General features: G+C 52.9%; 25 protein-coding genes and 1 tRNA gene. 8 read left to right on the top strand and 18 right to left on the bottom strand.

Annotation, left to right across the window (positions count from 1 at the left end; genetic code table 11):
- Positions 1-40: 40 nt before the first annotated feature.
- The 10 genes from WFK85_RS14890 to xerD form a co-directional block, all read right to left on the bottom strand.
- Positions 41-889, bottom strand: a complete 849-nt coding sequence (locus WFK85_RS14890) for a hypothetical protein (RefSeq protein WP_336708737.1) — start codon at positions 887-889, stop codon at positions 41-43.
- A 930-nt stretch (positions 890-1,819) separates the two neighbouring features.
- Entirely contained in the window at positions 1,820-2,383 is a 564-nt protein-coding gene (locus tag WFK85_RS14885) for a DUF1440 domain-containing protein (RefSeq protein WP_008458541.1), read from the bottom strand.
- A gap of 341 nt (positions 2,384-2,724) precedes the next feature.
- A protein-coding gene (locus WFK85_RS14880) for an IS3 family transposase (RefSeq protein ID WP_442892303.1) occupies positions 2,725-3,833 on the bottom strand; the annotation gives its coding sequence in 2 pieces (ribosomal slippage) (positions 2,725-3,581 and positions 3,581-3,833; 1,110 coding nt in all).
- Between the two features lie 189 nt (positions 3,834-4,022).
- A tRNA-Gly gene (locus WFK85_RS14875) sits at positions 4,023-4,096 on the bottom strand.
- An 88-nt stretch (positions 4,097-4,184) separates the two neighbouring features.
- The gene (gene actS, locus WFK85_RS14870) at positions 4,185-4,937 is read right to left on the bottom strand and encodes an amidase activator ActS (RefSeq protein ID WP_286180330.1); all 753 of its coding nucleotides are present in this window, start codon (positions 4,935-4,937) and stop codon (positions 4,185-4,187) included.
- 66 nt (positions 4,938-5,003) lie between these two features.
- Entirely contained in the window at positions 5,004-6,521 is a 1,518-nt protein-coding gene (gene lysS, locus WFK85_RS14865) for a lysine--tRNA ligase (protein WP_166995291.1), read from the bottom strand.
- A 9-nt stretch (positions 6,522-6,530) separates the two neighbouring features.
- A protein-coding gene (prfB, locus tag WFK85_RS14860) for a peptide chain release factor 2 (RefSeq protein WP_156107000.1) occupies positions 6,531-7,629 on the bottom strand; the annotation gives its coding sequence in 2 pieces (ribosomal slippage) (positions 6,531-7,553 and positions 7,555-7,629; 1,098 coding nt in all).
- A 139-nt stretch (positions 7,630-7,768) separates the two neighbouring features.
- Positions 7,769-9,502: a single-stranded-DNA-specific exonuclease RecJ gene (recJ, locus tag WFK85_RS14855; RefSeq protein ID WP_008461632.1), complete on the bottom strand. Its 1,734-nt coding sequence runs from the start codon at positions 9,500-9,502 to the stop codon at positions 7,769-7,771.
- A 6-nt stretch (positions 9,503-9,508) separates the two neighbouring features.
- Entirely contained in the window at positions 9,509-10,225 is a 717-nt protein-coding gene (gene dsbC / locus WFK85_RS14850) for a bifunctional protein-disulfide isomerase/oxidoreductase DsbC (RefSeq protein ID WP_336708732.1), read from the bottom strand.
- 26 nt (positions 10,226-10,251) lie between these two features.
- Positions 10,252-11,148, bottom strand: coding sequence for a site-specific tyrosine recombinase XerD (gene xerD / locus WFK85_RS14845; protein WP_008461629.1), 897 nt, complete (start codon positions 11,146-11,148; stop codon positions 10,252-10,254).
- 102 nt (positions 11,149-11,250) lie between these two features.
- Between xerD and fldB the strand changes: the two genes are divergently transcribed.
- Positions 11,251-11,772, top strand: a complete 522-nt coding sequence (gene fldB / locus WFK85_RS14840) for a flavodoxin FldB (RefSeq protein ID WP_166995287.1) — start codon at positions 11,251-11,253, stop codon at positions 11,770-11,772.
- Here the strand turns inward: fldB and WFK85_RS14835 are convergent.
- Together WFK85_RS14835 and sdhE are read right to left on the bottom strand one after the other, a co-directional pair.
- Positions 11,769-12,191 carry a protein YgfX gene (locus WFK85_RS14835; protein WP_166878208.1) on the bottom strand — a complete coding sequence of 141 codons (423 nt, stop codon included), beginning with the start codon at positions 12,189-12,191 and terminating at the stop codon, positions 11,769-11,771. The genes fldB and WFK85_RS14835 overlap by 4 nt on opposite strands.
- Positions 12,172-12,438, bottom strand: a complete 267-nt coding sequence (sdhE, locus tag WFK85_RS14830) for an FAD assembly factor SdhE (protein WP_008461626.1) — start codon at positions 12,436-12,438, stop codon at positions 12,172-12,174. The genes WFK85_RS14835 and sdhE overlap by 20 nt, the downstream gene beginning before the upstream one ends.
- 246 nt (positions 12,439-12,684) lie before the next feature.
- Between sdhE and ygfZ the strand changes: the two genes are divergently transcribed.
- Positions 12,685-13,671, top strand: coding sequence for a tRNA-modifying protein YgfZ (gene ygfZ, locus WFK85_RS14825; protein ID WP_336708729.1), 987 nt, complete (start codon positions 12,685-12,687; stop codon positions 13,669-13,671).
- A gap of 58 nt (positions 13,672-13,729) precedes the next feature.
- Here the strand turns inward: ygfZ and trhA are convergent, their stop codons facing one another.
- Complete coding sequence (gene trhA, locus WFK85_RS14820) at positions 13,730-14,383, bottom strand: PAQR family membrane homeostasis protein TrhA (protein WP_008461624.1); 654 nt, start codon at positions 14,381-14,383, stop codon at positions 13,730-13,732.
- A gap of 174 nt (positions 14,384-14,557) precedes the next feature.
- Here trhA and WFK85_RS14815 point away from each other — a divergent pair, with 174 nt between their 5' ends.
- The 3 genes from WFK85_RS14815 (at position 14,558) to WFK85_RS14805 (ending at position 17,523) form a co-directional block, all read left to right on the top strand.
- Positions 14,558-15,151 (top strand): HD domain-containing protein, encoded by a 594-nt coding sequence (locus WFK85_RS14815; RefSeq protein WP_166878201.1) that lies wholly within the window; start codon positions 14,558-14,560, stop codon positions 15,149-15,151.
- Positions 15,152-15,193: 42 nt separating this feature from the next.
- Positions 15,194-15,922 (top strand): MurR/RpiR family transcriptional regulator, encoded by a 729-nt coding sequence (locus WFK85_RS14810; RefSeq protein WP_336708727.1) that lies wholly within the window; start codon positions 15,194-15,196, stop codon positions 15,920-15,922.
- 167 nt (positions 15,923-16,089) lie between these two features.
- Positions 16,090-17,523 carry a 6-phospho-beta-glucosidase gene (locus WFK85_RS14805; protein WP_166995278.1) on the top strand — a complete coding sequence of 478 codons (1,434 nt, stop codon included), beginning with the start codon at positions 16,090-16,092 and terminating at the stop codon, positions 17,521-17,523.
- Between the two features lie 71 nt (positions 17,524-17,594).
- Here WFK85_RS14805 and WFK85_RS14800 read toward each other — a convergent pair whose 3' ends face one another.
- Together WFK85_RS14800 and WFK85_RS14795 are read right to left on the bottom strand one after the other, a co-directional pair.
- Entirely contained in the window at positions 17,595-19,061 is a 1,467-nt protein-coding gene (locus tag WFK85_RS14800; protein ID WP_336708725.1) for a sensor histidine kinase, read from the bottom strand.
- Positions 19,062-19,065: 4 nt separating this feature from the next.
- Positions 19,066-19,779: a response regulator transcription factor gene (locus WFK85_RS14795; RefSeq protein ID WP_008461615.1), complete on the bottom strand. Its 714-nt coding sequence runs from the start codon at positions 19,777-19,779 to the stop codon at positions 19,066-19,068.
- Positions 19,780-19,923: 144 nt separating this feature from the next.
- Between WFK85_RS14795 and WFK85_RS14790 the strand changes: the two genes are divergently transcribed.
- Genes WFK85_RS14790 through WFK85_RS14780 form a run of 3 tightly spaced genes read left to right on the top strand, consistent with a single transcriptional unit; the run spans position 19,924 to position 21,614 of the window.
- On the top strand, positions 19,924-20,535 hold the full coding sequence (locus WFK85_RS14790; RefSeq protein WP_336708723.1) for a cytochrome b/b6 domain-containing protein: 612 nt from the start codon (positions 19,924-19,926) through the stop codon (positions 20,533-20,535).
- Positions 20,536-20,544: 9 nt separating this feature from the next.
- Positions 20,545-21,306, top strand: coding sequence for a molybdopterin-dependent oxidoreductase (locus tag WFK85_RS14785; protein ID WP_336708722.1), 762 nt, complete (start codon positions 20,545-20,547; stop codon positions 21,304-21,306).
- A 35-nt stretch (positions 21,307-21,341) separates the two neighbouring features.
- Positions 21,342-21,614 (top strand): pentapeptide MXKDX repeat protein, encoded by a 273-nt coding sequence (locus tag WFK85_RS14780; RefSeq protein WP_008461611.1) that lies wholly within the window; start codon positions 21,342-21,344, stop codon positions 21,612-21,614.
- A gap of 43 nt (positions 21,615-21,657) precedes the next feature.
- Here WFK85_RS14780 and WFK85_RS14775 read toward each other — a convergent pair whose 3' ends face one another.
- The 3 genes from WFK85_RS14775 to gcvH form a co-directional block, all read right to left on the bottom strand.
- Positions 21,658-22,401 (bottom strand): SDR family oxidoreductase, encoded by a 744-nt coding sequence (locus WFK85_RS14775; RefSeq protein ID WP_166995274.1) that lies wholly within the window; start codon positions 22,399-22,401, stop codon positions 21,658-21,660.
- 217 nt (positions 22,402-22,618) lie between these two features.
- Positions 22,619-25,492, bottom strand: a complete 2,874-nt coding sequence (gcvP, locus tag WFK85_RS14770) for an aminomethyl-transferring glycine dehydrogenase (protein ID WP_336708720.1) — start codon at positions 25,490-25,492, stop codon at positions 22,619-22,621.
- A gap of 55 nt (positions 25,493-25,547) precedes the next feature.
- Entirely contained in the window at positions 25,548-25,937 is a 390-nt protein-coding gene (gene gcvH, locus WFK85_RS14765; protein WP_008461608.1) for a glycine cleavage system protein GcvH, read from the bottom strand.
- Positions 25,938-25,941 lie beyond the last annotated feature (4 nt).

The raw sequence follows: 25,941 nt of genomic DNA, 5'->3' as shown, positions 1-25,941 counted from the left end.
CATACAGAGATGAGTCATTATAATAATAGCCAGAACAGACTTAATCAGCATTGTCTGAAAGATGCCCGCCTTCCAGCCCAAACTGCACGAAAGAAAAGTAATAAGCCATATACGAAGTAAACATTTTAACAAAAGACTCATAAATAGTTATCTCACCAGTTTTTTTGTTAAAAGAGAGCATGTTTATTTCTTCGGCCGCAATTAGTATATTTCTCAAGTGCGTTCTAGAAACACCACATTCTTTAGATACTAAGCTTAATATCGCTTTTGGCTTATTATCCTCTATGGCAAGCATATAGAGATAAACAAGAATCATATGGCCTGAATCTTTTGAAATAAAAACATCCAAATTATTGACAAAATTAATAATAAATAGTGAAGATCTGTGGATTTTTGCGTATGATTTAAAAAAAACAGAAATCTGATCATCAGATATAATCTTAGGATTATATGGGCCTTCAAACATCAAGCTTAGTGCAGGAACCATTGTGTTCAACAATTTTATAATATCTAACCTACCTTTTCTTGTTATCTTAAAACTTTTTTTCCTTTTGTCATTATCACTCTCCCTAAGTGAAATCCTTCCACTAACATTAAATAACAACAACAAAGATGTAATTGTATTATGACTAACCAACCCCGTAGTCAAACACTCGCTCACAACGTCAGACAAAAAAGCTTCATCCTTATTAAAAAAAACAGATGCAGTCACAGTCGAAATGACAAAGCGATTATTACTAAATATATATTTATAATATAACCTATCTTTCTTGAACTCTTCAATCATAAGCCTACAATGCGTTTCAACTGCAGGAATAAATAGACTATCTCTTGAGATAACTTTATAGAGATGCTGTATTCTGTTGTAAACCTTTAATTTCAGCTCCATATTCAAAACCTTTTTCAACATGTTTGGTAATTAAAATAATCCTTCATCCTCATTATACAATAAAATCACACAACTACTTAATAACTGTTTCATATATTGACGAGCGTGAACACTCTCATCTATTTACATAAAAATCAATAGCAAACAACAGCACAAAAAGTAAAAACATTAAATAATAATTATAATTTATTATTTAGCATCACAGGCCAATAAAGTTTGTTGCGCTAGTGAACTATAGTTCTGTAGATACCCAGTATTTTATAATAAATTAATCGCCGTATACTTAAAGTGGTTAAAACAAAAAAATTGATATGCTGAATTAATTGCAAAATAAAAATCGCTCCTTACACAAAAAAATATAATTAATGATCCACATCAATATTCAGACTCCAGACTGCGCGCCTTCACAAATAAATGATGCCAATTTTCAAATTAGAAAAAAAAGAAATTAATTACTACTCAAGGGCTACAAATGAGATCTGTTTTCAGGAAATTACTTTATTACAGCGGAAGTTACACCCCCCTTGCAGGATAAGACTAAAAAAATCAAAGGATATATTTCATATAGCCATATTTAGATATGTATATGCAACAATATCAATTTACATTTAATTTTTTGAAAGTTACGAAAATTGAAAAAAAACTAGTTAAATAAATTGAAATTCGTTAATTTTGAATATTAACCTTGGGACATGCGGAAAATCATTCTTCGTAAAAAAGATAAAAACAAGATTTGATTAAACTGACACCCCTTCAAAGAGATTAAATGCAAGCTGTTAACTTTAAAATAACTCACTTTAACTAAACTAACAAAAACACACTTGGCTGGGTAACTATAGTTCTGGAAACATTTTCACTCGTACAATAATAAAACCCCACTACCATACTGTAAAAATCTATCCTTGGCAGGCCTAAGCCTGCCAAATATATTTACTTAACGATATCTTTCGTCCATACACCAATAATAGGCCGAGAAAAAATTGCCAATACTGCAATGAGGCTAAACTCAATTGATACAGACCAACAAATATGCCCTAATAGTTCACTCCAGAATTCGTAACCGTTCAAATTCCACAGCCAACCAGTTTTTCCGCCAAGGTAAACTGGATAACGGAAACCCAGTGCAGGTATAAGGAATCCGTGCATAACAAACGTAATGATGACTCCATAAGCCGCACCATACCAAAGTCTAACTTTTGGCACATAAGCTGAGAGTAAAATATAAATGCCAGCAAAGATAAAACTAAATAGCCAATGATAGAGCATTACAGCACCGGGAATAGTAATTCCTTGGTATATGTAATCCATCGAGTGCGAGTTAACCCCCAGCCAGCCCAACCAGGCATCAATGTTCAACGCGGGAGGAGAAACTTCCCCTGCGAGACGAGGTGGCATATTAACTTCAGTACCTGATTTAACTAATGAGCTTATCGCACCACCAATGAAAGTCGCCCACAACAAAATGCGTACGTTAGTTTTTTTCCATGCGCTCATAATTTATCCTTAAAAGTAAAATTGATACCATCATACACCTCAATCAAGTTACTGGATGTTTCTGTACGCGTCAATATTTTACGTTTCTTTAATATCTAATGATACGCAATTGAATCAATATACTTTTAATTTGTTATTTACGCTCTGCTGCGTGGAGGATAGTGCAGTCAATCAGTAAGAGATCACAGTTAATATTATTGAAAGCTATTGGTGTAACATCATTATTTTAAATCACGAAATTTAATTCACTACACTGCCCCCTTTTCTATGATGACTGACTTGTTGGCCTAAAGTAAGATTGACCCCGAATATGCTCCAGTCATAATCAGGAATAACCGGCTTCATGTTGGTTGCATGTTCTGGCAACCGGCAGACTTTTCAGCAAATTCGGACGGGATCATACAGCCCAGCGCAGAATGAGGACGTCTCTGGTTATAGTGTATGCGCCAGGCTTCGATTTTGCACCGGGCATCCTCAAGCGACATGAACCAATTTTCGTTCAGGCACTCCTGCCGCAGTCTGCCGTTGAACGACTCCACGGTCGTATTGTCCGTGGGCGTTCCCGGTCGTGAGAAGTCGATGCGGATCCCTCTTTCGTACACCCATTTGTACAGCATTTTCCCTGCAAGTTCAGAGCCATTATCGGTTTTCAGCCATTGTGGTAAGGGACGTCTGAGTGCAATGGCGTTCAGCATCTCTGCGACCTCCATTGAGCGCAGATTCTGACCCACGCAAATCCCCAGACATTCGCGCGTGTAGAGATCAATGACCGTCAGCAGACGTAGCCGACGCCCGTCAAATAAGGCGTCAGATACAAAATCCATGCTCCAGACATAGTTCGGATACAACCCCTGAGGCTGGGGCTGTCGCCGCTGTGCCGATTTATTTCGGCGCGGGCGTTTGAGGCGCAGGGACAGACCCTTCTCGCGATAGAGCCGGTAAATGCGTTTGTGATTATCCCGCCAGCCTTCCCGCCTGAGCATGACGTGAACTCTGCGGTAGCCATAGTGGACCCGGGTTTCAGTGATCTCCCTGATACGCAGGCGGAGCGCGCTGTCGTCTGCCGCCACAGCACGGTAGCGGAAAGCGCTGCGGCTGATCCGTAGTGCAAAACAGATCTGCCGCTCGCTGGCCCCGTAACGTGCCTGCAAATCCCGGCCCCATTCACGCAGACACGCCAGCGTCAGTTCTTTTTTTCCAGCACATCCTGCAGCATGGACTTGTCGAGGCTCAGATCGGCTACCAGCTTCTTCAGCCTGAGATTCTCTTCCTCAAGCTGCCGCATGTGCTTCAGCTCAGAAGGGGAAATCCCGCCGTATTTTTTTCGCCGGGTGTAAAACGTGGCATCGGAGATACCCAGCTTACGGCAAACTTCGGGCACGCTCGTACCCGGTTCGGCCTGTTTCAGGGCAAAGACAATCTGCTCTTCGGTGAATCGTGACTTTTTCATCGGCACCACCTCCGTTCAGGGAAGTATTCATCATGCCGGAATTCTGTTTCTGAATGGAGCAGGATTTTGGGTCAGGGTCACAATCACGCAACAAGTACTGGCGAAGAAAAATGGGCAGTGAAAGTTGTATCTGCTTTAGCGAGACTGATTCACTGTCTGAAGAAAAGTTTCTTTATATTCTAAGGAGGTTGGAGCGGGCGAAGGGAATCGAACCCTCGTATAGAGCTTGGGAAGCTCTCGTTCTACCATTGAACTACGCCCGCTTTGAGGTGCGTTACGCATTATAGACTTTCAGCACTCGCTGGCAAGTGCCTTTGTGTCCAGGTGATGGTTTTTCAAGCACTTTTTAAATTAACACGACGGTTTTAGGTAACGCTGAGGGTCAATTGCTGTGGCCCGGTAGCGAATCTGAAAGTGCAAACGCACCGAATCCGCCCCAGTGCTGCCCATCGTGGCAATTTTCTGCCCGGCCTTCACTTTCTCTCCGGTATTAACCAGCATCGTGTCGGTGTGGGCATAGGCGGTGATGTACTCTTCGCTGTGTTTGATCATCACCAGATTGCCGTAGCCGCGCAGCTGGTTACCGACATAAACCACCGTTCCCGCGCCGGAAGAATAAATAGGCTGCCCGCGAGAGCCTGAGATATCAATGCCTTTATTGCCGCCGTCGCTGCTGGAGAACGGTTCAACAATGTTGCCCTTCGTCGGCCACAACCAGCAGCGTGCTCCCACCGGCGGCGGCGCCACCTTTGCTATGGTCGTGTTTTGCGAACGAGCTGGCGCAGTGGTGTTTTTGGCCATGGCGGTGTTTTTCGGCCGGCTTGCAGAGCCTGAGCCTTTGATCCGAATACGCTGGCCCACCTGGATAGTATAAGGCGCAGGGATCCCGTTCAGTCGGGCGAGGTCACCCACGCTGCTGCCGGTCATTCTGGAAATTTTTGAGAGCGTATCGCCGCGCTTAACGGTGTAAACCGCGCCGCTAAACGTGCCTTCGTTTCGGGTACTTTTGGCTGGTTTTGAGGAGGAGCAGGCCGTCAGCATCAGGCTCGTCATGATAATGAAAGCGGTGATGTGCCAGCGTTTTAAAATGCTTTCCTTGCGCAAACCAGGCCCCGGAAACGTTGATGAACTTGAGGAAAATCCCCCTCCTTACGGAGGGGAATGAGGGCGTTACTTAGTCGGACGCAGAGCCGGGAACAGGATAACGTCGCGGATGGTGTGGCTGTTGGTGAACAGCATAACCATGCGGTCGATACCGATACCCAGACCCGCCGTTGGCGGCAGACCGTGCTCCAGCGCGGTGACGTAGTCTTCGTCGAAGAACATCGCTTCGTCGTCGCCTGCCGCTTTCGCATCAACCTGGTCCTGGAAACGCTGCGCCTGGTCTTCCGCGTCATTCAGCTCGGAGAAGCCGTTGCCGATTTCACGGCCACCGATGAAGAACTCAAAGCGGTCAGTGATTTCCGGGTTTTCGTCGTTACGGCGCGCCAGGGGAGAGACTTCTGCCGGGTATTCGGTGATGAAGGTCGGCTGAATCAGGTGGCTTTCCGCAACCTCTTCGAAGATTTCGGTCACTACGCGGCCCAGGCCCCAGCTCTTCTCAACTTTGATACCGATACTTTCCGCGATGGCTTTCGCCGAGTCAAAGTTATCCAGATCGGCCAGGTCGGTTTCTGGACGGTGCTTTTTAATAGCTTCACGCATGGTGAGCTTTTCAAACGGTTTGCCGAAGTCGAAGGTCTCTTCGCCATACTGCACTTCGGTGGTGCCCAGCACGTCCTGAGCCAGAGTACGGAACAGGGATTCGGTCAACTCAATCAGATCTTTGTAGTCCGCGTAAGCCATATAGAGTTCCATCATGGTGAACTCTGGGTTATGGCGCGGGGAGATGCCTTCGTTACGGAAGTTACGGTTGATTTCGAAGACGCGGTCGAACCCACCCACCACCAGACGCTTCAGGTACAGCTCTGGCGCGATACGCAGGTACATGTCGATGTCCAACGCATTATGGTGCGTGATGAACGGACGAGCGGATGCGCCGCCAGGGATCACCTGCATCATTGGGGTTTCAACTTCCATAAAGTCGCGGCCCACCATGAACTGGCGGATGCCGGCCATGATTTTAGAGCGCACTTTAAAGGTATTGCGGGACTCTTCGTTAGCGATCAGGTCCAGATAACGCTGGCGATAGCGGGTTTCCTGATCGGCCAGGCCGTGGAATTTGTCCGGCAGCGGGCGCAGCGCTTTGGTCAGCAGACGCAGTTCGGTACAGTGAATGGACAGCTCGCCGGTTTTGGTTTTAAACAGCTTACCGCGCGCGCCCAGGATATCGCCCAGGTCCCACTTTTTGAACTGCTCGTTGTAGATGCCTTCCGCCAGGTCATCACGGGAGACATACAGCTGAATACGGCCGCCAACGTCTTGTAAGGTCACGAAGGACGCTTTACCCATGATACGGCGGGTCATCATACGACCAGCCACGCTTACCTCAACGCCGAGGTCTTCAAGCTCTTCGTTCTCTTTCGCATCGAAATCAGCGTGCAGTTGGTCTGAGGTGTGATCGCGGCGGAAATCGTTCGGGAATGGGATACCCTGCTCACGCAGAGCTACCAGCTTCTCACGGCGCGCTTTCAGTTCATTGTTAAGATCGGCTGCTGCGTCAACGCCCTGTGCTTGTTGTTCAGACATGTTGGTTCCTCATAACCCTGCTTTCAAACTTGCTTCGATAAATTTGTCCAGATCGCCGTCCAGCACAGCCTGCGTGTTGCGGGTTTCAACCCCGGTGCGCAGATCTTTAATGCGGGAGTCGTCGAGGACGTAAGAACGAATCTGGCTGCCCCAGCCGATATCCGATTTGTTGTCTTCCAGCGCCTGCTTCTCAGCATTCTTTTTCTGCATTTCCAGCTCGTACAGCTTCGCCTTCATCTGCTTCATCGCCTGGTCTTTGTTCTTGTGCTGAGAACGGTCATTCTGGCACTGGGTCACGGTGCCGGTTGGAATATGGGTAATACGTACCGCAGATTCCGTACGGTTAACGTGCTGACCACCCGCACCGGATGCGCGATAAACGTCAATGCGCAGGTCCGCCGGGTTGATGTCGATATCAATGTTGTCATCCACTTCCGGGTAAACAAACGCGGAGCTGAACGAGGTATGGCGGCGGCCACCGGAGTCAAACGGACTCTTACGCACCAGACGATGAACGCCGGTTTCGGTACGCAGCCAGCCAAAGGCATAATCGCCCTGAATGCGAATGGTCACGGACTTGATGCCCGCCACGTCGCCTTCGGACTCTTCAATAATTTCGGTTTTGAAACCGCGAGCTTCTGCCCAGCGCAAGTACATACGCTCCAGCATGCTCGCCCAGTCCTGCGCTTCCGTACCGCCTGAGCCTGCCTGAATATCGATGTAGCAGTCGGCGCTGTCGTACTCGCCAGAGAACATGCGGCGGAATTCAAGCTGCGCCAGTTTGGCGTCCAACACATCCAGCTCGGCAACGGCCTCGTTAAAGGTCTCTTCATCGTCGGCTTCTACCGCAAGCTCCAGCAGGCCGGAGACATCTTCCAGGCCCTGAGACATCTGATCTAACGTGTCGACGATGGCTTCCAATGAAGAACGTTCTTTCCCCAACGCCTGTGCGCGTTCAGGTTCGTTCCAGACATCGGGCTGTTCCAGCTCGGCGTTTACTTCTTCGAGGCGCTCTTTCTTGGCATCGTAGTCAAAGATACCCCCTAAGAACGTCGCTGCGCTCTGTGAGGTCCTGGATGCGGCTTTTTACCGGGTTAATTTCAAACATGCGTAATTTCTTATGTTGATTTCAGAAGACGAAATGCGGTCGTAAACCGGAAAGTTTACCGGATTTACGCCGCATTTTGTAGCATTCTCCCTGACATATAGCCAAGTAATTAACGCTGCAGCAGCGTCGAGAATGCGGGCTATATCGGCCAGAGATGATCGATTAAAAGCTGCACGCTGCGGTTGCCGCGGAACTCGTTCACGTCCAGCTTGTAGGCCAGCTCAACTTCGCGCACGCCGTTGTCCGGCCAGCGGGTGGTATCCACGTTGAAGGCGATACCGTCCAGCAGCGGACCGCCACCGACAGGCTCCACCATCACCTTCAGGTGACGCTCGCCCACCAGGCGCTGCTGGAGAATACGGAACTTGCCGTCAAACAGCGGCTCCGGGAACATTTGCCCCCACGGCCCGGCGTCTCTGAGCATCTCCGCCACTTCGAGCGTCATCTCCTGCGCGGACAGCTGACCGTCGGACCAGATTTCCCCCTGTAACAACGCCGGGTCCAGCCACTCACCGACCAGGTCGCCAAAACGCTGGCGAAACTCCTCAAAGCGAGCCTCTTCCAGCGACAAGCCTGCGGCCATGGCATGACCGCCGAACTTCAGCATCATGCCCGGATAAAGCGTATCCAGACGTTCTAAGGCATCACGCATGTGCAGCCCCTGAACTGAACGGCCGGACCCTTTAAGCGTGCCGTCTCCCGCAGGCGCGAACGCGATGACCGGGCGGTGGAAACGCTCTTTGATGCGCGAGGCCAGAATGCCGACCACGCCCTGGTGCCATTCCGGGTGATACATTGCCAGCCCGTAAGGCAGGGCTTCGCTACTGCGCTCCAGCTGTTCGCAAAGGGTCAGCGCTTCGACCTGCATGCCTTGTTCAATTTCTTTCCGCGTTTGGTTCAGCGCGTCCAGCTCGTTAGCCAGCATACGCGCTTCACCAATGTTTTCGCTGAGCAGCAGCGCCACGCCAACCGACATATCATCCAGTCGGCCTGCGGCGTTCAGGCGCGGCCCCAGCGCAAAGCCCAGATCGCTGGCGGCGATCTTTTGCGGCTCACGATTAGCCACTTCAAGCAGCGCGCGAATGCCGGGACGGCATTTCCCCGCGCGAATGCGGCTTAACCCTTGCCAGGTCAAAATGCGGTTGTTGGCATCCAGCGGCACAACGTCCGCCACGGTGCCCAGCGCGACTAAATCGAGCAGTTCTGCAAGATTCGGAATGGCCAGCCCACGCTGTTCGAACCAGCCGTTATCACGCAGATGCGTGCGCAGCGCCAGCATCAGATAAAACGCGACGCCGACACCAGCCAGGGATTTAGATGGAAATGCGCAGTCGGCGAGATTCGGGTTAATGATAGCTTCAGCAGCGGGAAGTGTTTCCCCTGGCAGGTGGTGATCGGTCACCAGCACCGGGATCCCCAGTGCATGGGCGCGCTCAACGCCCGCATGGGATGAGATGCCGTTGTCGACGGTCACGATCACCTGCGCACCGCGGGCATGGGCCTGATCGACCACTTCCGGGCTAAGCCCGTAACCATCCTCAAAGCGATTAGGCACCAGGTAGCCAATATTCTCAGCCCCCATGCTGCGCAGGGCCAGAACGCTTAGCGCGGTACTGGTTGCCCCATCGGCATCAAAATCGCCGACAACGATGATGCGCAAGCCTTCGCGAAAGGCGTTATAAAGCATGACCACGGCCCGATCGATGCCGCTGAGCTGCTGCCACGGCAGCATTCCTTTTACGCCGCGCTCCAGCTCTTGTTCGCCACGCACGCCCCGGCTGGCATACAGCCGCTGTAACAAAGGAGGCAGCGTAGCCGGAAGCGCCACCGAGCTGTCAACGACCCGGCGGCGGAGTTGCGTTTGCTGTTTCACCCGAAATTAACCACCCGCTTTCATTAACTGCTTGTGGGCATCCAGCATTTGTTTCATTTCTTTAGGCCCCTGATAACCCGGGATCATGCTGCCGTTGCTCAGCACGATCGCTGGCGTCCCCTGCACGCCAAACTGCACGCCCAGGTTGTAGTGGTTAGCCAGGTTAATGTCACAGCTTGCCGGTGCCACATCACCGCCCTTCATTGCGGCATCGAACGCTTTGTTACGGTCTTTCGCGCACCAGATAGACTTCATGTCGCTCTCGGCCTGGCTTTGCAGCCCCTGACGAGGGAATGCCAGATAACGCACGGTGATCCCCAGCGCGTTGTAGTCGCTCATCTCTTCATGAAGCTTGTGGCAGTAGCCGCAGGTGATGTCGGTGAACACCGTAATCACATGCTGCTCCTTCGGCGCTTTGTAGATAATCATCTCTTTTTCCAGCGCGTTCAGCTTGCCGATCAGCAGTTGGTTGGTCACGTTCACCGGCTGAGCGCCGCTCACGTCATACAGCGGCCCCTGAATCACATGTTTGCCGTCTTCGGTGATATAAAGTACGCCGCTATCGGTCAACACAGTTTTCATCCCGGCAACCGGTGCAGCCTGAATCTCTGCGCCCTGCACGCCCAGCTTCGCCAAAGATTGTTTAATAGCGGCGTCATCCGCGTGAGCAATACCGGAAACGGAAGCGGCCAGCAGCGAAAGCAGCCAAAAACCTTTTTTCATGAGGATTCCTTTATCTCTTGTAGCACTCACGCTCGAGGGTGGTGCTGTTGATGCAGCTGGCGTAAACGCGCCGTCGCTACATGTGTATAAATTTGTGTGGTGGACAAATCACTATGGCCCAGCAGCATCTGTACGACACGAAGATCCGCGCCATGGTTCAGCAGGTGCGTGGCAAAAGCGTGGCGTAGCACATGCGGAGACAGTTTTTCACTGTCGATACCGGCCAGCACGGCATAGTGCTTAATGCGGTGCCAGAAGGTTTGCCGCGTCATTTGCTGTGCGCGATTGCTGGGGAAAAGCACATCCAGAGACTGCCCGTTTAACAACTCCGGGCGGCCATACTTCAGGTACTCTTCAATCCAGTACACAGCCTCTTCGCCCAGCGGCACGAGACGCTCTTTGTTGCCTTTACCAATCACTCGCACCACGCCCTGCCGCAGGCTGATATCGCTCATTGTCAGCCCAACCAGCTCCGAGACGCGCAGCCCGGTTGCGTACAAGACTTCAAGCATGGCTTTATCGCGCAGTTCAATAGGCTGATCGACACACGGAGATTGCAACAGCCGTTCAACCTGAGCCTCGCTTAAATCCTTCGGCAAACGCTGGGGAAGTTTGGGCGATGAAAGCAGCGCACTGGGGTCGTCTTCCCGCATTTTTTCGCGATACAGGTACTGAAATAACCGCCGCATAGCGCTAAGCAACCGCGCGGAACTGGTGGCTTTATAACCGCCCTCGACGCGCTCCGCAAGCAGCGACTGGAGATCCGAAGCCTGAACGGTCAAAAAACTGAGTTGCTGACGCTGCAGCCACTCGGCCACCATAGTGAGATCGCGGCGATAAGAGCTGAGCGTATTTTCGGCCAGATTTCTTTCCAGCCACAGCGCATCCAGAAACTGTTCGATACGGATCTTATCCTGCTCCACGCTCCACTCCTGATTTGGCGAATTGTGTCCATTATGCATGATGGCGAATGGGATCTGGTACACTTGGCCATCTGCACGCGATTAAAATGAGTTGTTATTGCTATGAACATTGGTCTTTTTTACGGCTCCAGCACCTGCTACACCGAAATGGCCGCCGAAAAAATTCGCGACATTATTGGTCCTGAACTGGTGACGCTTCACAACCTGAAAGATGATGCCCCGGCCATGATGGAGCAGTATGACGTTCTGATCCTGGGCATACCGACCTGGGATTTTGGCGAACTGCAGGAAGACTGGGAAACCGTCTGGCCGCAGCTGGATGGCCTGAACCTGGAAGGCAAACTCGTGGCGCTTTACGGCATGGGCGATCAGCTTGGCTACGGTGAGTGGTTCCTGGATGCGTTAGGCATGCTGCACGACAAGCTGGCACCGCGCGGGGCACAGTTCATCGGCTACTGGCCAACAGAAGGCTATGAATTTACCAGCCCAAAACCGGTCATTGCCGACGGGCAGCTGTTTGTTGGCCTGGCGTTGGATGAAACCAACCAGTACGACCTGAGCGACGAACGCATTGAAACCTGGTGCGAGCAAATTCTTGGCGAAATGGCCGAACGCTTCGCTTAAATCTGCCCGCTTCCGCTCGCCTGCTGTTGCATCAGCAGGCGGCGTAGATCGCGCCATTCACCGATGTCCATGCTGTCAGCCGCCAGCCAAAGATGCTGGCAACGATGCTTTCCGGCACGACGCAGTCTTAGCATCGCCCCGCTGTCAATCATCCATGGATTTCCGACGATATCCCAGTCACGCCCCTGCCAACGCAGACGAAAATCCGTCAGCAGTTTAATTTCGCCCTGGCGAGCGTGAATGCGGCGCTGGCTGCGTACGCTGTCGAAAACCACAAGGGAAAGCAGCAGCATCCAGACCAGCGTGTAGCTCATCGGCCACGGCATTAGCAGCACGAATAGCGCCACCAGGCCGTGGAGAAGCAACGACATCCATTGCGCGCGCCAGGAAACCCGGAGATCAGATTGCCACAGGACCACGTTCTTTATTCCGTGTCTGAATCAGGGCAACCATACGCTGAAGCTCGGCATCTGCTGGTTTACCGTGATTCATCAACCAGTTAAACAGGTCTGGATCGTCAGACTCCAGCAGGCGAACAAACAGCTGTTTGTCGCTGTCGCTGAGCGTTTCGTATTCATGTTCGAAGAACGGCATAATCGAAATATCGAGCTCGCGCATTCCACGGCGGCATGCCCAGTGAATTCGGGCTTTATTATTGATATCCATGTGCACTTTCCTGCTTAGCCATCAAGTTGGGTACGGAGTTAGTGTAACGTGTTTTCGTCACCGGGATTACCTGAATGTTCCATTGTGCGCGCTTTCCCCACACAAACCCGTGTAACAGCACCGATTGCACAAGATTCCCCGAGGCAACACGCAAACGCACGAATGGCGTTATCAAACTGCTTGCATTGCCCTCTGGCTCTTTTACCATTGAGAAATTAAACCGTTGGATAACCCGGGATCTTTGTTATGGCTTTTAATCCGTTTCCTCCTCGCCAGCCCAGTGCCGCCGCCCGTCTACCGCTGACACTAATGACGCTCGACGACTGGGCTCTCGTGACTGCCGTAGGTGCAGACACTGAGAAATATCTTCAGGGCCAGGTGACTGCCGACGTCGCGAAACTTGACGCGGGCCAGCATCTGCTCTGCGCCCATTGCGATGCCAAAGGGAAGATGTGGAGTAACCTGCGTCTGTTCCATCGGGGCGAAGGCTTTGCGTTTATTGAACGCCGCAACCTGCGTGACGCCCAGCTTACAGAGCTGAAGAAATATTCCGTTTTCTCCAAAGTTACTTTCAATGCGGATGACGCCAGCGTCCTGTTAGGGCTGGCGGGTTTCCAGGCGCGTTCTGCGCTTGCAGCCATTTTCGAAACGCTGCCGGATGAAGAGACTCAGGTTGTTCAGCACGGCGCAACGACGCTGCTGTGGCTGAACCTGCCGGCGGAGCGCTTCCTGATTGTTACTGATGAAGAAACAGCTCAGACGTTAACCGAAAAACTCAGTGAAGAAGCACAGCGTAATGATAGCCAGCAGTGGCTGACGCTGGATATCGAGGGTGGATTGCCGGTCATTGATAGTGTAAACAGCGCTCAGTTTATTCCACAGGCAACAAACCTTCAGGCGCTGGGCGGTATCAGCTTTAAAAAAGGCTGCTACACCGGCCAGGAAATGGTTGCCCGAGCCAAGTTCCGCGGGGCAAATAAACGCGCACTCTGGCTGCTGGCCGGGAGCGCAAGCCGCGTGCCTGAAGCAGGCGAAGATCTTGAGTTGCAGATGGGTGAAAACTGGCGTCGTACCGGCACCGTGCTGGCCGCTTCACGATTGGAAGATGGCCGTCTTGTTGTGCAGGCGGTAATGAACAACGATCTTGAACCGAACAGCGTCTTGCGCGTGCGTGATGATGCAAACAGCAAGCTCTCACTGGCGCCACTGCCCTATTCTCTGGAAGAAAATTAATCGAACACTGAGCCTCGAAACCGGGGCTCAGTAATTTGATTTTGGCGAGTCAGACGCTTTAACGAATATAGAGATAAATCGCGAGGAAATGGCAGACGCTGCCGCCCAGCACAAACCCATGCCAAATGGCATGATTGTACGGAATACGTTTGCAGACGTAGAAAATCACCCCCAGCGAGTAAACAATACCGCCAATCGCCAGCAGCGTAACGCTGCCCGGTGCCAGTTTGACGACCATTTGGTAGATGACGACCAGCGACAGCCAGCCCATCAGCAGATAGGTCACCAGCGACAACACCTTAAACCGGTGTGCAATGGTGAGCTTAAACAGGATCCCCGCCAGCGCCAGGCTCCAGATAACAATCATCAGCCCCTTCGACAGCGGCGAGTTGAGCCCTACCAGCAAAAACGGGGTATACGTGCCGGCGATCAGCAGGTAAATGGCGCAGTGGTCGAATTTTTTAAGCCACCGCTTGGCCCGCTCATGTGGAATAGCGTGGTAAAGCGTTGAGGCGAGAAACAGCAGGATCATGCTGCCGCCGTAAAGACTGTAGCTGGTAATTGCCGTTGCGCTGGCATTGGCATCGACCGCCTGCACCAGCAACAACACCAGGCCAACAATACCGAACACCAACCCAATGCCGTGGCTAATGCTATTGGCTACTTCCTCTGCCAGAGAATATCCATGCGCGACAAGTGGTTTACGAGCCATCTGGCTCCTCCCGAGATAAAGAAGAATAACGCGGCGTTCCTAGCCTAACTGAGAATGATTCCAGTGAACACATGTAAGCTAAAATAAATATGTGAGCGTCTGTGACGACTCCCTTCGTCAGCCTGGAGGATTTCTTTTACAATCAAACGACAGCCAAAAAACAGGGAAAATACGATGCAACAGGCATTTGGTGAAATGAGTGCAGTTATCCATTTCCTGATGGAGATTGATAAGCTGAAGCTGGTTCAGCGTCGCACCAAAATCATCGGTCATGAAAGACATGAAAACTCTGCCGAGCACAGCTGGCACTTCGCTATGGCGGCAATGAGCCTCGCCCCCTGGGCCGAAAAAGAGGTGAATATTCAGCGCGTGATCCAAATGGCGCTGCTGCACGACATCGTAGAAATCGATGTTGGCGATGTGCTGGTTTATGACATTGCGGCCCGTGAAGCCATCGCCGAAAAAGAAGCGGCGGCGGCACGGCGTCTGTTTGGTTTGTTGCCTGCGCCGCAGGGGCCACAATTTCTGGCTTTGTGGCAAGAATATGAGGCAGGCACCACGCCCGACGCCCGCTTTGCCGGGGCGCTGGATCGCATTTTACCTATTCTGCTTAACCTGCATAACGAAGGGCAGAGCTGGCGAGAGAATAATATTTCCCTGCAGCAGGTATTAACTCGCAATGCGCAGGTGGGAGAAAGCTGGCCGGAATTGTGGCAACATGTCGAGCGTCAATTATATCGGGCGCACGAGAAAGGCTGGCTGCGTTAGTTCCAGCCATCCGTAAGCACCGTACCAGCAGGAAGAAAAAGTATGTTTACCCATGCGGCAATCGCCACCCTGAACGGCCTCGAAATGATGGTGTACAACTTTGTCATTAAAAACAAAGACAAAGTCATGTACATGACCATTCGAGAGCTGGCGGATGCCGCAGGAGTCTCCACCACGACCGTGTTGCGTTTTTGCCGCAAACTCAACTGTGAAGGGTATTCCGAGTTTCGCGTTCGTTTTAAATTATATCTGGAGCAAACGGAAATTCAGCCCGCTAATTTCGGCAGTAGCGAAATTATCAGTTTTTTTAAAAGTACCAATAATGAAGAATTCGATAATTTAATCGACCACGCCGTTGATATTATTTGCTCCTCCGAGCGTATTATTTTTGTTGGCGCGGGAACATCCGGTGCTTTAGCTAAATATGGTGCACGTTTTTTCTCAAACGTTGGTAAATTTAGCAACCATATTGATGATCCTTATTTTCCGGTCACCAATGATATGGCACGAAACGCGCTGGCTATTGTGCTTTCCGTTTCAGGTGAGACGGAGGAGATCCTGCGCTTTGCCAGCCAGTTCAGCCTTCACCACTGTAAAGTGATGTCTGTCACCAGCCATGAAAACTCATCGCTGGCTAAGTTAGCCGACTTTAATATTTCCTGGCATATTCCACCGGTACGTATTGCCGGAGTGTATGACATCACTACACAAATCCCCGTTATTTATATTCTTGAAACCATTGGCCGCCGCCTGGCAAAAAGAATGCTATAAAAAAACACCCTGTTTTTTGTTTGTGACAAATCACAATTCACGCTATTTGTTATATCGTGACAATCCCATTTCATTTGTTAGACTCCAAAGCAGAAAAAAAATACTTTCAGCGCGACGATGTGAACCTACGCACATTATTTTATGCGCTAACAATGAGATGAAAGAATATGAAACAACTTAAGTTACCGAAGGACTTTTTATGGGGCGGCGCGGTTGCCGCTCACCAGGTGGAAGGCGGCTGGAACAAAGACGGTAAAGGCCCAAGCATTTGTGACGTACTGACGGGCGGTGCCCATGGCGTCCCACGCGAGATTACTCAGCAGGTTGTGCCTGGTAAATACTACCCGAACCATGAAGCAATTGACTTTCATGGTCGCTATAAAGAAGACATCAAGCTGTTCGCCGAGATGGGCTTCAAGTGCTTCCGTACCTCCATTGCCTGGACCCGCATTTTCCCCAACGGCGACGAGCAGCAGCCTAACGAAGCTGGCCTGAAGTTCTACGACGATATGTTCGATGAGCTACTGAAATACAATATCGAGCCGGTCATCACCCTCTCCCACTTCGAAATGCCGCACCACCTGGTGACCGAATACGGCGGCTGGACCAACCGCAAAGTGGTCGATTTCTTTGTTCGTTTCGCCGAAGTCGTGTTCGAGCGTTACAAGAGCAAAGTGAAGTACTGGATGACCTTTAACGAAATCAATAACCAGCGTAACTGGCGCGCGCCGCTGTTCGGCTACTGCTGCTCCGGTGTGGTTTACACTGAGCATGACAACCCGGAAGAGGTGATGTACCAGGTGCTGCACCACCAGTTTGTGGCGAGCGCAATGGCGGTGAAGATCGGCCACCGCATCAACCCTGAGATGAAAATCGGCTGCATGCTCGCCATGGTGCCTCTGTACGCCTTCTCCTGTAAGCCTGAAGACCAAATGTTTGCGCAAGAATCAATGCGTGAACGCTATGTGTTTACCGACGTGCAGCTGCGTGGCTATTACCCGTCTTATGTACTGAACGAATGGGAACGCCGCGAGTTCAACATTAAAATGGAAGCCGGTGACGAGCAGATCCTGCGCGAAGGCGTCTGTGATTATCTCGGGTTCAGCTACTACATGACGAACGCCGTTCAGGCCGAAGGCGGCAGCGGCGATGCGCTTTCCGGCTTCCAGGGCAGCGTGCCAAACCCGCACGTCAAAGCCTCCGACTGGGGCTGGCAGATTGACCCGGTTGGCCTGCGCTACGCGCTGTGTGAACTGTATGAACGCTACCAGAAACCGCTGTTCATCGTAGAAAACGGCTTTGGCGCTTACGACAAAGTAGAGGCGGACGGCACCATCAACGATGACTACCGCATTGATTACCTGCGCGCTCACGTTGAAGAATTGAAAAAAGCTGTGACCTACGACGGTGTGGATCTGATGGGCTATACGCCATGGGGCTGCATCGACTGTGTGTCGTTTACCACCGGCCAGTACAGCAAGCGCTACGGCTTTATCTACGTCAACAAACACGACGACGGCACTGGAGATATGTCGCGCTCCCGCAAGAAGAGCTTCAACTGGTACAAAGAAGTGATCGCAAGCAATGGCGAGAATATCTAAACGATCACCACCTCCATAGGAGGTGGTTTAGCGTTGATAAGCAAAAGGCGCCCTCATGGCGCCTTTTTTATTTAAACGGGCAACCCAAACCGGAAGCAGGCCCCGCGCTTTGGCTGGTCCACCAGCGAAATGTCGCTGCCGTGCAGTTGCAGCATCTGGCGCACAATCATCAGTCCAAGCCCGCCAACCCTGAGCCGGGATTGATTCACAATCGAAGGCCGCACAAACAGCCCCTCTTTTAGCTCCTGCGGAATACCTGGCCCGCTGTCGCTGACCTGCACCATGACTTTATCCACCTCTTTCCACAGCCGGACTGAAATCATGCCTTTGTCCGGCGTATGGCGAATGGCGTTGTCCAACAGATTAGTCAACACGCGCTCGATCATGCTGACATCGGCTTCAATCAGCGGCAGTCCTGGCTGGATGTCAGCTAAAAGTTCAAGTTGGCGAGTTTGCGCCGGAAGCTCAAATTTCTGGAACACATCCTGCAGCAATTCGCTCAGGGAGAAGCTCTCTTTGTGTGGCTTCACCACCCCGTATTCCAGCCTGGCCAGTTCGAACAGCGACTGCGCCAGCGCCCCAACCTTCTGACTCTGGGCCAGCGCAATATCCAGATAGCGCTTTTTCTCCGCCTCGCTCAGCGTAGCCGACATGACCGAGAGGCTTTCCAGGTAACCATGCAGCGACGTTAGCGGCGTTCTCAGGTCATGGGAGATATTGGCGATAAACTCGCGCCGCAGCTGATCTTGCTGAGTCAGGCTATGCCACTGCTCGGAGATTCGCCCGGCCATAGCAATCACCCCGTGACGCAGTTGGGCCAGCTCATCCCCATCTCCTCCTGGATTTTGCGGCAGAGCCGCCATGGCCTGCATTTCGGCCATCCCTCCTGATTCCAGCGCCTTAACGTGCTGCGAAAGTTCGCGTAACGGGCGTGTGATCCAGCGAAACGCCAGGCCGCCCACCACCAACCCCAGCACGCAGACCAGGCTGAGCAGAAACAGGCTTAGCTTTAAAACGGCATCAAACTGAGCGCTGTTGGCAAGCTGATTGTAGGTTTCCCCCAGCAGCACCACATACAAATAGCCCTCCAGCTTGCCGTCTCGCATCATCGGCGCCACGCTAAACACTTTCTGCCCGTCAAGGCTGCGCGGGTCGTCTCCATAAAGCGGGAATTTGCCGCCGTTCAGCGCGGCCCGTAGCGGAGCGAGATCGACCTGATGGCGCTTAATATGCCCATCCGGGGCTGCATCACCAATGATATTGCCTTGTTTATCCAGCAGATAAACTTCCACGCTGGGGTTAACGGCCATCAGATGGTCGAACAGCGTGCGGACCGAGTCTTTGTTCAGCCCATCCTGCCCGAGCAGCGGGTAGCTCTGGTTGATGTGCTGCGCCAGGTCACCGGAGAGTTGCTGAATCACGGCCTGGCTGTATTGCGTGCTGGTACGCACCTGCAGCCAGCCCAAAAAGGCGCAGGCGGTCAGCAGCAACACGGCAAAAACCAGCGTCAGGCGGCGGGAAAGCGTAAGAATTCGCATAGGGTTACTCACGTATCAGGGCGGTAAACTTATAGCCTTTACCCCACACGGTGCGGATAAAATTCGGCTCCGCCGGGTTATCTTCAATCTTGATACGCAGCCGGTTGATGTGGGTGTTTACGGTGTGCTCATAGCCTTCGTGCTGGTAGCCCCAAACCTGGTTGAGCAGGTGCAGCCGCGAAAACACTTTGTCCGGGTTGCGGGCGAAAAAGTACAGCAAATCAAACTCACGCGGGGTGAGATCTATCGGCATCTGATTCAGCCGAACATCTCTGGCCAGCGGATCAATCGTAAGCGGGCCAAAAGTCAGCGTGCCGGCGTCTATCTTAAGGTTTTGGCTCATCGCCTCCTGACGGCGGAACAGCGCCTTCACGCGGGCGACCAGTTCGAGCATTGAAAACGGTTTCGCCAGGTAGTCGTCCGCGCCCAGCTCAAGCCCCAGCACGCGATGCGTTTCGCTGGAGCGAGCGCTGATCATAATAATCGGCGTGTACCGCGTCATGCTTCTGGCAAAGCGGCAAATCTCCAGGCCATCGACGCCGGGCAGCATCAGATCGAGAATCAGCGCATCCCAGCCGCCCTGCCTGAGCTTTTCCAGGCCGAGATTGCCGTCGGCGGCATGCACAATTTCAAAGCCTTCTTCCCGCAAATGCAGCTGCAGAAGCTCGGCGATATTTTCGTCGTCTTCTACGATCAGTATTTTTTTTGCCTGATTCACTTTGTCTGTCCCCACACGCTGGCATAGCCAAAGTTTACACAACTCGCGTCGGTTAAGTTGTCACATTTAATTTAACTTTGCGTGAGGCAATGGGGAACAAATCTGGCCAATACTCGCTGCATCGAATCACGAGGAAGCCGGACGATGGAAAGCTCAACGCTGCATACCGCCCCAACGCTCATTCACCCGCTATGGCTGAGGCTCTGCCACTGGCTGAATGCGCTGGCGATCCTGATTATGGTCACCAGCGGCTGGCGCATTTATAACGCCTCTCCGCTGTTTCATTTCCAGTTTGCCAACGAACTGACACTCGGCGGCTGGCTGGGTGGCGCGCTGCAGTGGCACTTCGCCGGGATGTGGCTGTTTGCGGTCAACGGCGTGATTTATCTGCTGTGCAATCTCTTCAGCGGCCGCTTTAAGCAGAAATACTGGCCCTTATCGCCTCGCGAATTCTTCCAGGACGCCTTTGCGGCGCTGCGGGGGAAATTAGCCCACGCTGACCTGAGCCATTACAACATGGTGCAAAAGGCGGCCTATCTGTTTGTTATCGCCGATAGCCTGCTACTGGTTATTTCCGGCCTCGTCGTGTGGAAATCCGTGCAGTTTGCCCTGCTGCAAGAATTGCTTGGCGGCTATGACACAGCGAGGTTTATCCACTTTTATGCCATGTCCGCCCTGGTCGGTTTCGTGGTGATTCATCTGCTGATGGTGGCGCTGGTGCCCCGCACGTTGCTCGCCATGCTCCGTGGCCGCTGAGGAAGAAACATGAGCGATAAAAACGAAATCATTAAAGAAGCGACGCAGCTGATTAATAAGCAGCTCACGCAGGAAGGCCGCCGTCGTTTTTTAAAGCAGAGCTTAACGCTCGGCGGCATCGCGATGCTCACCGGCTGCGATATCAGCGATAACGCCACGGTTGAAAGTTCGCTCAGCAAGATTTCACGTTTTAACGACCGCATTCAGGCCTGGCTGTTTAACGGCAGCCAACTGGCACCGGTTTACCCGGAAAGCATGATCGACGCTAACTTCCCGTTTAACGCCTTTTACGGCGAGGACGAAGCGCCGGACATCAACGGCGACAGCTACCGCCTGGAGCTTGCCGGGCTAATTACCGACAAGCGCCCGTGGACGCTGACACAGCTGCACCAGATGGCGCAGGTCAGCCAGGTGACCCGCCATATCTGCGTCGAAGGCTGGAGCGCCATCGGCAAATGGGGCGGCGTCCCTTTTGCCCTGTTCCTGAAAGGGATTGGCGCCGACCTGCGAGCCAAATACGTCAGCTTTAAATGCGCGGATGACTACTACACCAGCATTGATATGGCCACCGCGCTGCATCCACAAACGCTGATTGCTTTAACCTGGGATGGCAAAGTCCTGCCGCGCAAATATGGCTACCCGATGAAACTGCGTATCCCTACCAAACTCGGCTACAAGAACCCGAAGCATATTCAGGTCATTGAAGTCACCAATCGCTACCCCGGCGGCTACTGGGAAGACCAGGGCTATAACTGGTTCGGTGGTAGTTAACTCTCTGTCTCACTGCAAAATCAAGGAAATACATCATGAAAAAGATCTACGCTGCCCTGCTGTGCTCCACCATGCTGTTCGGTATCGCCGGGGCTAACGCTGCCGACTCGATGAGCAAGGATTCCATGGCCAAAGACGGCATGGGCAAAATGACCCACACCTGTAAAGACGGCATGAACAAAGACGGCATGAAGAAAGATTGCATGTCCAAAGATGGCATGAAGAAAGACGGGATGAGCAAAGACCCTATGGGCAAAGACAGCATGGCCAAAGACGGTATGGCGAAAGACAGCATGAGCAAGCAATAAGCCTGACGCTACGCCAGTCTCACCCTCTTCTGGCGTAGCGAACTCATTTCCCACCTGCCGCATCAATAAAGGTGCCGGTCACGTAAGATGCCTTTTCGCTCAGCAGCCATAGAATGGCCTCCGCGATCTCTTCCGGCTGACCGCCGCGCTGCATCGGCAATGCCGTTTTCACCCGATCAACTCTCCCCGCTTCTCCACCGGAAGCATGCATTTCGGTATAAATAAAACCGGGCCGCACGCCGTTCACGCGGATCCCCTGCGCGGCAACCTCTACCGCCAGCCCGGTGGTCAACGTATCGACGGCTCCTTTGGACGCGGCATAGTCAACATATTCCCCAGCAGCGCCTAAGCGGGACGCGGCAGAAGAGACATTCACAATGGCTCCACCTTCCCCACCGTGATGCCATGCCATGCGCTTCACCGCTTCCCGGCAGCAGAGAAAATATCCGGTAACGTTTGTCGTCAGCACGCGATTGATACGTTCCGCCGTAAGGTTTTCAATGGTCGATTGCTGGAACAAGATGCCGGCGTTATTCACCAGGGCGGTCAGCGGCCCAAATGCGTTATCGATTTCGGCGAACATCGCCATCACCTGCAGCTCATCGGCAATATCCGCCCGCAGCGCCAGCGCTTCTCCGCCCTGGGCAATGATCGTCTTGACCACTTCATCCGCAGCCTGCTTATTGCGGAGGTAGTTCACCACCACTTTATAACCATGCTGAGCCAGCAAAAGCGAGGTTGCTTTACCCATTCCCCGGCTGCCGCCGGTAACCAAAGCTATCTTCATGCGACTCTCCAGAAACAAGAAAGGGCACCGAAGTGCCCTTAAGGTTGATGACAAAGAGGAAAAAAGCGTGGTTTTTTCCTCTTTGTGATTATCAGCCGAAAATCAATAAATTGATTTTCCTTATTTTTTTGACGAATCGTCTAGCATTTCTACTATCACCAGAGGATTGTCAGCAGTCTTTAGGGCACCGAAGTGCCCTTGATTCAATCTGTAAAAACTATTCGTACTCGCTCATCGGCACGCAGGAGCAGAACAGATTACGGTCGCCGTAAACGTCGTCAAGGCGCTTCACGGTTGGCCAGTATTTATTGTTGAGACCTGCCGGGAAGACCGCCAGTTCACGGGTGTACGGGTGCGCCCACTCGGCAACAATTTCATCCTGAGTGTGCGGCGCGTTCACCAGCGGGTTGTCTTCCAGCGGCCATTCGCCTGCAACGACGCGGTCGATTTCGCTGCGGATGGACAGCATTGCATTAATAAAGCGGTCCAGCTCCACTTTGCTTTCGGATTCGGTTGGCTCAACCATCAGCGTGCCCGCTACCGGGAACGACATGGTTGGCGCGTGGAAGCCGAAGTCGATCAAGCGCTTGGCGATATCCAGCTCGCTGATGCCGGTTTCTTCTTTCAGCGGACGAATATCCAGAATACATTCGTGAGCCACACGGCCATTCGCGCCGGTGTAGAGCACCGGATACGCGGATTTCAGGCGAGTCGCGATGTAGTTGGCGTTCAGAATCGCTACGGAGCTGGCTTTCTTCAGGCCGTCCGCGCCCATCATGCGGATGTACATCCAGCTGATTGGCAGAATAGAGGCGCTGCCAAACGGGGCGGCGGAAACCGCGCCTTGCTGGGTCAGCATCTCTTCAATCTGCACCACGCTGTGGCCCGGTACAAACGGAGCCAGATGCGCTTTCACGCCGATTGGGCCCATGCCCGGGCCGCCGCCGCCGTGCGGAATGCAGAAGGTTTTGTGCAGGTTGAGGTGTGAAACGTCAGCGCCGATATACCCCGGCGTGGTGATCCCCACCTGGGCGTTCATATTGGCGCCGTCCAGGTAAACCTGGCCCCCAAACTGATGCACGATCTGGCACACTTCGCGGATCGTTTCTTCGTACACGCCATGAGTGGACGGGTAAGTCACCATGATGCAGGAGAGCGCTTCGCCCGCCTGTTCGGCTTTAACACGCAGATCCTGCAGATCGATGTTGCCTTGTTTATCACAAGCCACGACGATCACTTCCATACCCGCCATTTGCGCCGAAGCCGGGTTGGTACCGTGCGCAGAGCTTGGGATCAGGCAGATGTTGCGGCTGCCTTCGTTGCGGCTTTCGTGGTAGCGGCGGATAGCCAGCAGGCCAGCGTATTCGCCCTGGGCGCCGGAGTTCGGCTGCATGCACAGCGCGTCGTAGCCGGTCAGTTTCACCAGCCAGTCGGACAGCTGGGCGATCATCTGGTGGTAGCCTTCGGCCTGGTTTGCCGGGCAGAACGGGTGCAGCTCGGCAAATTCCGGCCAGGTGATCGGGATCATTTCGGCCGCAGCGTTCAGCTTCATGGTGCAGGAGCCGAGCGGGATCATCGCCTGGTTGAGCGCCAGATCTTTACGCTCCAGAGAGTGCATGTAGCGCATCATCTCGGTTTCGCTGTGGTAGCGATTAAAGACCGGGTGGGTCAGGATCTCGTCATCGCGCAGCATCGGAGCCGGAATGGACTGGCTGTCGTTGGCAACGTCACGATCCAGCTTGTCGATATCCAGGCCGTGAGCATCGCCCAGCAGCACGTCGAACAGAGCAACAACATCTTCACGGGTGGTGGCTTCATCAAGAGTGATGCCTACCGCGTTCAGGATGTCGCTACGCAGGTTAATTTCACGCGCTTCGGCACGCGCCAGCACGGCGGCTTTATCAGCCACTTCAACACAAAGGGTGTCGAACCAGTGTTTGTGGCGCAGAACCAGCCCTTTCTGCTGCAGGCCGGCGGCCAGAATGTCGGTCAGGCGGTGGATGCGGCCTGCAATGCGTTTCAGGCCAGCCGGGCCGTGGAAGACCGCATACAGGCTGGCAATGTTCGCCAACAGCACCTGGGAAGTACAGATGTTGGAGTTCGCCTTCTCGCGGCGGATGTGCTGCTCGCGGGTTTGCATCGCCATGCGCAGCGCGGTGCGGCCAGCGGCATCGCGGGAAACGCCGATAATACGGCCTGGCATGGAACGTTTAAATTCATCGCGAGCGCCGAAGAACGCCGCGTGCGGGCCGCCGTAGCCCATTGGGACACCGAAGCGCTGGGCAGAGCCGAAGACAATGTCCGCACCCTGTTTGCCCGGCGCGGTCAGCATCACCAGCGTCATGAAATCTGCGGCTACGCTGACCACAACTTTACGCTGTTTCAGCTCGGCAATCAGAGCCGTGTAATCATGCACTTCGCCGGTGGTGCCCACCTGCTGAAGCAGCACGCCGAACACATCCTGATGGTCCAGCACTTTCGCAGCATCATCGACAATGACGTCAAAACCGAAGGTTTCCGCGCGGGTACGCACCACGTCCAGCGTTTGTGGATGAACGTCAGAGGCCACGAAGAAACGGTTAGCGTTTTTCAGCTTGCTGACGCGCTTAGCCATTGCCATAGCTTCGGCTGCCGCGGTAGCTTCATCAAGCAGAGAAGCGGAAGCGATATCCATGCCGGTCAGGTCAAGCGTGACCTGCTGGAAGTTCAGCAGCGCTTCAAGACGCCCCTGGGAAACTTCAGGCTGGTAAGGCGTGTAGGCGGTGTACCAGCCTGGGTTTTCCAGCATGTTACGCAGAATCACCGGCGGCGTTTGTACCGCGGTGTAACCCATGCCAATGTAATTTTTGAAGCGTTTATTGCGGCTGGCAATGCCTTTTAACTCTGCCAGGGCCGCAAACTCGGTCGCCGCGGCGCCAATCTGAGGCGGCTCAGCAAGCTGAATATCCTGCGGGACAATGCTGGCGATCAGGTCGGGGAGCGTCTTCGCGCCGACGGTCTCCAGCATCTCTTGCTGCTGCTGCGCGTCCGGGCCAATGTGACGGTCGATAAACGCTTCGTGATTCTCTAACTGACGTAAAGACTGGGTCATGAGCGGTGATTCCTGAAATGGTTTCCCCTCCCCGCAAGGGAGAGGGGTTTAAAAATTACTCGTCTTCTAACAGTGCTTCATAGGCAGAAGCATCCAGCAGCGCAGCAACCTGTGCTTCGTCGCTGGCTTTAATTTTGAAGATCCAGCCTTCGCCATAAGGCTCGCTGTTGACCAGTTCCGGGCTGTCGCTCAGCGCGTCGTTGACCGCAACGATTTCACCGCTGATTGGCGCGTAGATGTCAGAAGCCGCTTTCACGGATTCAGCAACGGCACAATCATCACCGGCAGAAACGGTGGCGCCCACTTCAGGCAGGTCAACAAATACCATGTCGCCCAGCAGTTCCTGCGCGTGTTCGGTGATGCCCACGGTGTAGCTGCCGTCAGCTTCTTTACGCAGCCATTCGTGCTCTTTGCTGTATTTCAGTTCGTTCGGCACATTGCTCATTGTT

Source organism: Cedecea sp. VD22 (assembly GCF_037150195.1).
GTDB lineage: Bacteria > Pseudomonadota > Gammaproteobacteria > Enterobacterales > Enterobacteriaceae > Cedecea.
Note: the sequence above shows the minus strand (reverse complement) of the source record. Positions and strands in the feature narration are given on the sequence as shown.